This window comes from Sporosarcina sp. P25 (assembly GCF_002743235.1).
Classification (GTDB): Bacteria; Bacillota; Bacilli; order Bacillales_A; family Planococcaceae; genus Sporosarcina; species Sporosarcina ureae_B.
In genome coordinates this window covers 1-6021 of record NZ_PDYV01000037.1, presented here as the reverse complement: position 1 = coordinate 6021, position 6021 = coordinate 1, and the positions used below count along the sequence as shown (strand labels likewise).

Annotated in this window: 5 protein-coding genes; 1 reads left to right on the top strand and 4 read right to left on the bottom strand. The window is 44.9% G+C overall.

Annotation, left to right across the window (positions count from 1 at the left end):
* A partial coding sequence (locus tag CSV70_RS16985; protein WP_369802589.1) for an IS3 family transposase occupies nt 1-94 on the top strand: 94 nt, incomplete at its 5' end.
* Nucleotides 95-133: 39 nt separating this feature from the next.
* Here the strand turns inward: CSV70_RS16985 and CSV70_RS16170 are convergent.
* From CSV70_RS16170 to CSV70_RS16155, 4 genes are all read right to left on the bottom strand, one after another.
* On the bottom strand, nt 134-424 hold the full coding sequence (locus tag CSV70_RS16170; protein WP_099629379.1) for a late competence development ComFB family protein: 291 nt from the start codon (nt 422-424) through the stop codon (nt 134-136).
* 16 nt (nt 425-440) lie between these two features.
* Nucleotides 441-1886, bottom strand: a complete 1446-nt coding sequence (aspA, locus tag CSV70_RS16165) for an aspartate ammonia-lyase (RefSeq protein ID WP_099628076.1) — start codon at nt 1884-1886, stop codon at nt 441-443.
* Between the two features lie 103 nt (nt 1887-1989).
* Nucleotides 1990-3960 carry a S9 family peptidase gene (locus CSV70_RS16160; protein ID WP_099629380.1) on the bottom strand — a complete coding sequence of 657 codons (1971 nt, stop codon included), beginning with the start codon at nt 3958-3960 and terminating at the stop codon, nt 1990-1992.
* Nucleotides 3961-4080: 120 nt separating this feature from the next.
* Nucleotides 4081-5634: a fatty acid--CoA ligase family protein gene (locus CSV70_RS16155; protein ID WP_099629381.1), complete on the bottom strand. Its 1554-nt coding sequence runs from the start codon at nt 5632-5634 to the stop codon at nt 4081-4083.
* Between the last annotated feature and the right edge of the window lie 387 nt (nt 5635-6021).

Below are 6021 nucleotides of genomic sequence, written 5' to 3'. Positions count from 1 at the left end.
TTATATGACGTACTATAACCATTATCGCGGGCAGTGGAACTTGAAAAAGCTGCCGCCTGCAGAATACAGACGACAGCTTCAACAAGCAGCTTAGGCTTTTTTTATAATTGTCCTTTACAAAGGGTACATTTTATCACTCGGAAGGATTTTTCATATTATCGCATCGCGGGTTTTGTCCAACCACGCCCGCAGCCCACGCGACTTTCGTCAAGATGGCAGTGGCCCCTTGACGATCCGCTTCATGGACAGCACGGATATACGTACTGTTTGCTTCATCAACGACATATTGAGGCTGAACATGATTCAACGTCATCGCCAGTACATCATTCAGGCAATGCTCGCATGTACATGGCAGATGCAGCTCATTCTTATATTTGGAAATCACGTCACGTACCACGACTTCCATAATATTATGCACTTTCATAGTTGAATACTCCTTATTACTTAGAAAGAATAATCTTCTTCTTCAACAACTCTTTACCCGAAATACCCGGCTTCGTCATCTCGAATGGATGGAGAATCGTATCCAACTCTTCTTTCGACAAGATATTTCGCTCGATACAAATTTCACGGATCGACTTGTTTGTTAACAAGGCTTCTTTCGCAATCTCTGACGCCACTTCGTATCCGACGTGCGGATTGATGGCCGTGATGATTCCGATACTCTTCTCCACATATTCAGACAAGTGCTCGACGTTTGCCGTGATTCCATCTAAACAATAATCGCGGAATGCACCGAATACGTTGGTCATGATTTTTAGTGACTGCAGCAAGTTGAACACTAGCACTGGCTCCATGACGTTCAATTCGAACTGTCCCGCTTCTGATGCCAACGCGATCGTCATATCGTTCCCCACTACTTGGAACGACACTTGATTCATTACTTCTGCCATAACCGGGTTCACTTTTCCTGGCATGATAGAGGACCCTGGTTGTCTTGCAGGTAATGCAATTTCAGATAGACCTGTGCGTGGACCGGATGCCATGAGGCGCAAGTCGTTACAGATTTTAGACTGGTTCAGCATCGTGCCGCGTAGCGCTGCAGATACTTGCACGTACGAATCTGTATTTTGTGTTGCGTCCACTAAATGTGTAGAAGACTTTAATTCGAAACCACTGTTTTCTGACAGGTAGCTCGCTACTTTTTTGATATATAATGGATCGGCGTTCAAGCCTGTTCCGACAGCTGTTGCGCCCATATTGATTTCATATAAGTAGACACGTGATACACGAACGCGTTCAATGTCGCGACGTAGTACCATTGCGTAGGCTTCGAATTCTTGTCCGAGACGGATTGGCACTGCGTCTTGTAAGTGCGTACGGCCCATTTTCAACACCGATTGGAATTCTATCGACTTTTTCAAGTAGGTTTTATGAAGCGATTCCATAACGCCGAGTAGCTTGTCTACTTTCATGAGTGTAGCGATATGAATGGCAGTCGGGAATGCGTCATTTGTCGACTGTGCCATGTTGACATGCGTATTCGGGCTAATGATGTCGTATTCACCTTTTTTATGACCGAGAATTTCGAGTGCACGGTTGGCGATGACTTCGTTTGCGTTCATATTCACTGACGTTCCGGCGCCACCTTGGATTGGATCTACAAGGAACTGATCGCGCAATGCGCCATTGATTACTTCTTCAGATGCCTTGATGATTGCTTCAGCAATATTCGCGTCCAATTGACCGATGTCGCGGTTAGCTTGTGCTGCAGATTTTTTGACGATTGCGATCGCACGAATCAAGTCGCGATTGACGCGGTAGCCTGTGATAGGAAAGTTTTCTGCTGCGCGTAGTGTTTGTATTCCATAATACGCATCTAGTGGCACCTTCTTCTCTCCGATAAAATCCGACTCTATTCTGTACAGTAGTTGCTCTTCCATCATGCAGAACCTCTTCTCAAGTAGTTTTTATAAGTTTAATTCGTATCTCATTATACACACTATATTTTTCATGTATAGCCGTTTGGGCATACTCTCTCATCTTACCTTATAGATACCGTATAAACCACCCGGTAATCTCTTCTAATCTTGCAATTCGCAAATTGGGTTTCCCTGTTCTCGACATATTATGATCGGATTCGGGAAAGCGAACAAATTCGGTTTCTTTACCTAAATCTTTTAACGTAATAAATAGTTGTTCGGCTTGCTCGATTGGACAGACGAAATCTCGTTCGGCATGAAGGATCAACAAAGGGGTCTCGATGTTTTCTGCATACTTCAACGGTGACTGCTTCCATAGCGAATCGACATCTGTCATTCTAGCTTTCAAATGCCAGTCGGTAAAGTAGTAGCCAATATTGGAGACACCGAAGAAGCTAATCCAATTGCTGATCGAGCGTTGTGTGACGGCCGCTTTGAAACGGTTCGTGTGCCCGACAATCCAGTTCGTCATGAAGCCACCGTAGCTACCACCTGTCACGCCAAGGCGCGTTTCATCAATCCAGTCTTCGGTCTTCAACACTTCATCTAGTCCTGCCATGATATCTTCATATCCACCGCCACCGTAATCGCCACGCACTGCGTCAACAAACGCCTGACTATAGCCGTGACTGCCACGAGGATTGAGATAGAGAACTCCGTAGCCTTGCGCAGCCAATACTTGCATTTCGTGGAAATACGTATAGCCATACATCGCATGCGGCCCCCCATGAATTTCTACAATGAGTGGATAAGTTTTACCTTCAGTAAAGTTCGCCGGCTTCATGAGCCACCCTTGGATATTTTCATTGCCATTCGTATAATGAATCGTTTGCGGTTCAACCAATTCGACTTTTTTCAACCAGCTTTCATTGAATGAAGTCAGTTTTGTCCGTTCACCGGTCGCTATCGTTTGGCGATACAGTTCCCCAGGATTCGTCATCGTGCTAACTGTGAGCAACGCGAATTCCGCATTTCCCGCGACATCGTACCCGTAAACATGCTCTTCTTCACCTGTCGCTGGATAGATCGCGCCGTCAAGTGTAGCCGCATACAAACGTACTTCCCCCATACTCGATAATTGGAAATACAGTTGCTCGTCTTCCGTCCACACGACGCCTGGCGCAATCGCTTGTTGCAAGTGGTCGGAAATACTTTCGTCTCCAATCGGCGCGTCAATTCCCGCTGTCAAATTCATCGTCTGACCGTTCGTCCGATCATAGACGAAAACATCTGCCTGCGTGACATTTTGGAACGTCAAGTCATACCCTGTATACGCAATATAGCGATCGTCTTTAGAGAAAGCTACATCGCCGAAAAAGCCTTGTTCATCGACAATCACGGTCTCTTTTTTTGTTTCAATATCCAACAGCACGAACGGAACACCGAAATCATGATCGATCTGCTCGTTACGATTGACGCCGACGACCAATTGCTTGCCGTCATGTGAAATCGCTTCTAATGAATGATCAAATGGTTCCATAGTGAAATTGCAAATATGGCACGTTGCCAGATCAACATAACCGATTTGTGTATATTCGTCTTGCGGTACTACACCAATGAAATCTGCTTTGTATTTCATTTTCGTCACACGAATCGGTTGTGGAAATCCTTCTTGCTTCTGTACCGTCGTAGAAAACGTTTCACCTGTTTTCAGCGTCCCCGTAAACCAGATTTTCTTACCGCACGGCGACCATTCGAATGAATCGATCCCTTTTTTACAGTCCGTCAGCGCATAGGCTTCTCCGCCTGCTTTTTGCATGATATATAGTTGATTTGTTTCGTTGCGATTCGATAAAAATGCTACTTGCTTGCCGTCAGGAGACCATTTCGGTGCACTGACTTGGTGCTTCCCATACGTCCACCGCGTTACGACGCCCGTCTGCAAATCGATATGATAGATAGCGGAGTGATACGCATTTTCCTCTTTATGTAATTCGGTCACCGTAAACACTGCTTCTTGATCGTTAGGCGCCAATACCGGATTCGTTACGGATTTCGTCTCAAATAAATCTTCAATCGTTACACATCGTTTATTCATCCAATCCCTCCTGTATTCTTACAATTCATTAAACCATAACAAGTCAAGGCTTGTTTTGGCAATGAATGCGTAAAAAAAACGAGTGACGGATATGATTCCCGTCACTCGTTTCCACTCTCATCAACTTTTAATTTGATCTTTCAATGAACGTCTTAAAATCTTACCTGTCGTGTTTTTCGGTAATTCATCCAGGAACTCAATCGACTTCGGTACTTTATACTTCACAAGACGCTTCCCGCAATAATTAAGCAGTGAATGTTCCGTAGCATCCGAACCTTCCTTCAACACAACATAGGCTTGTACTTCTTCACCGAAGTTCGCATCTGGTATGCCTACAACTGCAGCTTCCACAATGTCACGGTGGCTAAACAGCACTTCCTCTACTTCTCGAGGATACACATTGAACCCACCGACGATGATCATATCTTTCTTGCGGTCTACGATATAAAAGTAACCGTTTTCATCACGTCGCGCCAAGTCGCCTGTATACAGCCAACCGTCACGAAGTGTAGCCGCGGTTTCTTCAGGCATTTTATAATATCCTTTCATGACGTTAGGGCCGCGTACGATTAATTCGCCGACTTCATTGACAGGCACTTCTTCGCCATTTTCATCGACCACTTTATTCTCGACGTTCATAATATTCGTTCCGATCGATCCGGGGACACGTTCACGATCTAATGGATTGAAACACGTGACCGGTGAAGCTTCCGATAAACCATAGCCTTCCGAAACACGCACATTGAATTTCTCTTCGAAATCATGAAGCAAGGAAACGGGCATTGAAGAGCCACCTGAAATCGCCAGTCTGATGGATTCGAAGTCTTCTGTTTTACCTTCCGGATATTGATAGAGGAAGTTATACATAGTAGGAACGCCCGCAAATACAGTGGCCTTTTGTTCGCGAATCATGTGGAATATTTCCCCCGGGCTAAAGCGTGGCTCGAGTAATATAGTAGCCCCTTTCACAAGTGGTGCATTCGCTACAACAGTCAATGCGAATACGTGGAATAAAGGCAATGTCGCTACAATTTTATCATTTTCGGAGAAGCCTAAATAGTCTCCTACATCACGTGCATTAGAGTAGATATTTTTATGTGTCAACATCGCACCTTTCGGGTGTCCTGTCGTTCCAGATGTGTAAAGGATGATAGCGCTTTCATTTTCGTCAACTTCCACCGCTTCCGTCATTGGTTTCGATTGCTTGATGAGCAGGCTAAACGGATGCACTTTTGCCTTAACCGAGTCATTCAACGCAGCTAATTTCTCACCTGCATCTGCACTCATTTCACAGACGACATAATTCTCAATCGTCGGAAATGACTGGCTTGCTACTTCTACGAGTGGCAATAATTGATCGATTGCAATAACGGCTTTCGCGTCACTGTTTTCCAGAATATAAGAAATTTCGTCAGGTGTATAGAGCGGATTGACCGGCACAGCTGTCGCTCCGATACGCATAGTGGCATAGAGTGAGATCAAGTAATGCGGCGTGTTGCCGAGTAAAAATGCCACTTTGTCCCCTTTAACGACTCCTAGATGTTGTAGCGCATTGGCGAACATGGAGACGGACATGTCGAACTCTGCATACGTCGTGTCTTTTCCCATGAAATGATAGGCGATTTTACTAGGCTTGCTCTGTGCTGTCTGTTGAACACTAGAAACTAAATTCATGCTTTCATCTCCCTAACAAGTGAATGAATAACCATTCAGTAATTCGTTCATTATACTGATAAAACAAATAATTGGCAAGAGTTTACTGGGAATTTCGTTTTATTAGTTTATTAGGATAGGCTGGACGGGCGTTGGGTTGGGGATTGGCGCTTCGGAGGGGACGCGTTCTGGAGGGCCCGCGGTGAGCCCCCTAGTCGCTACGCTCCTTTAGTGGTCTCACCTGATCGGGCTGATCCTCCCAGAGTCGCCCCTCCCATAGGCGTCAACTTAAGAAAAAATATAGGGTTATACTTCCTTCTTTGTTGGTATTTATAGAGTAAAACCAATAAAGGAGGAGTCTACTATGAAGCCGCATCATCCAGTTTATCAATTAAAACAGTTATTTCA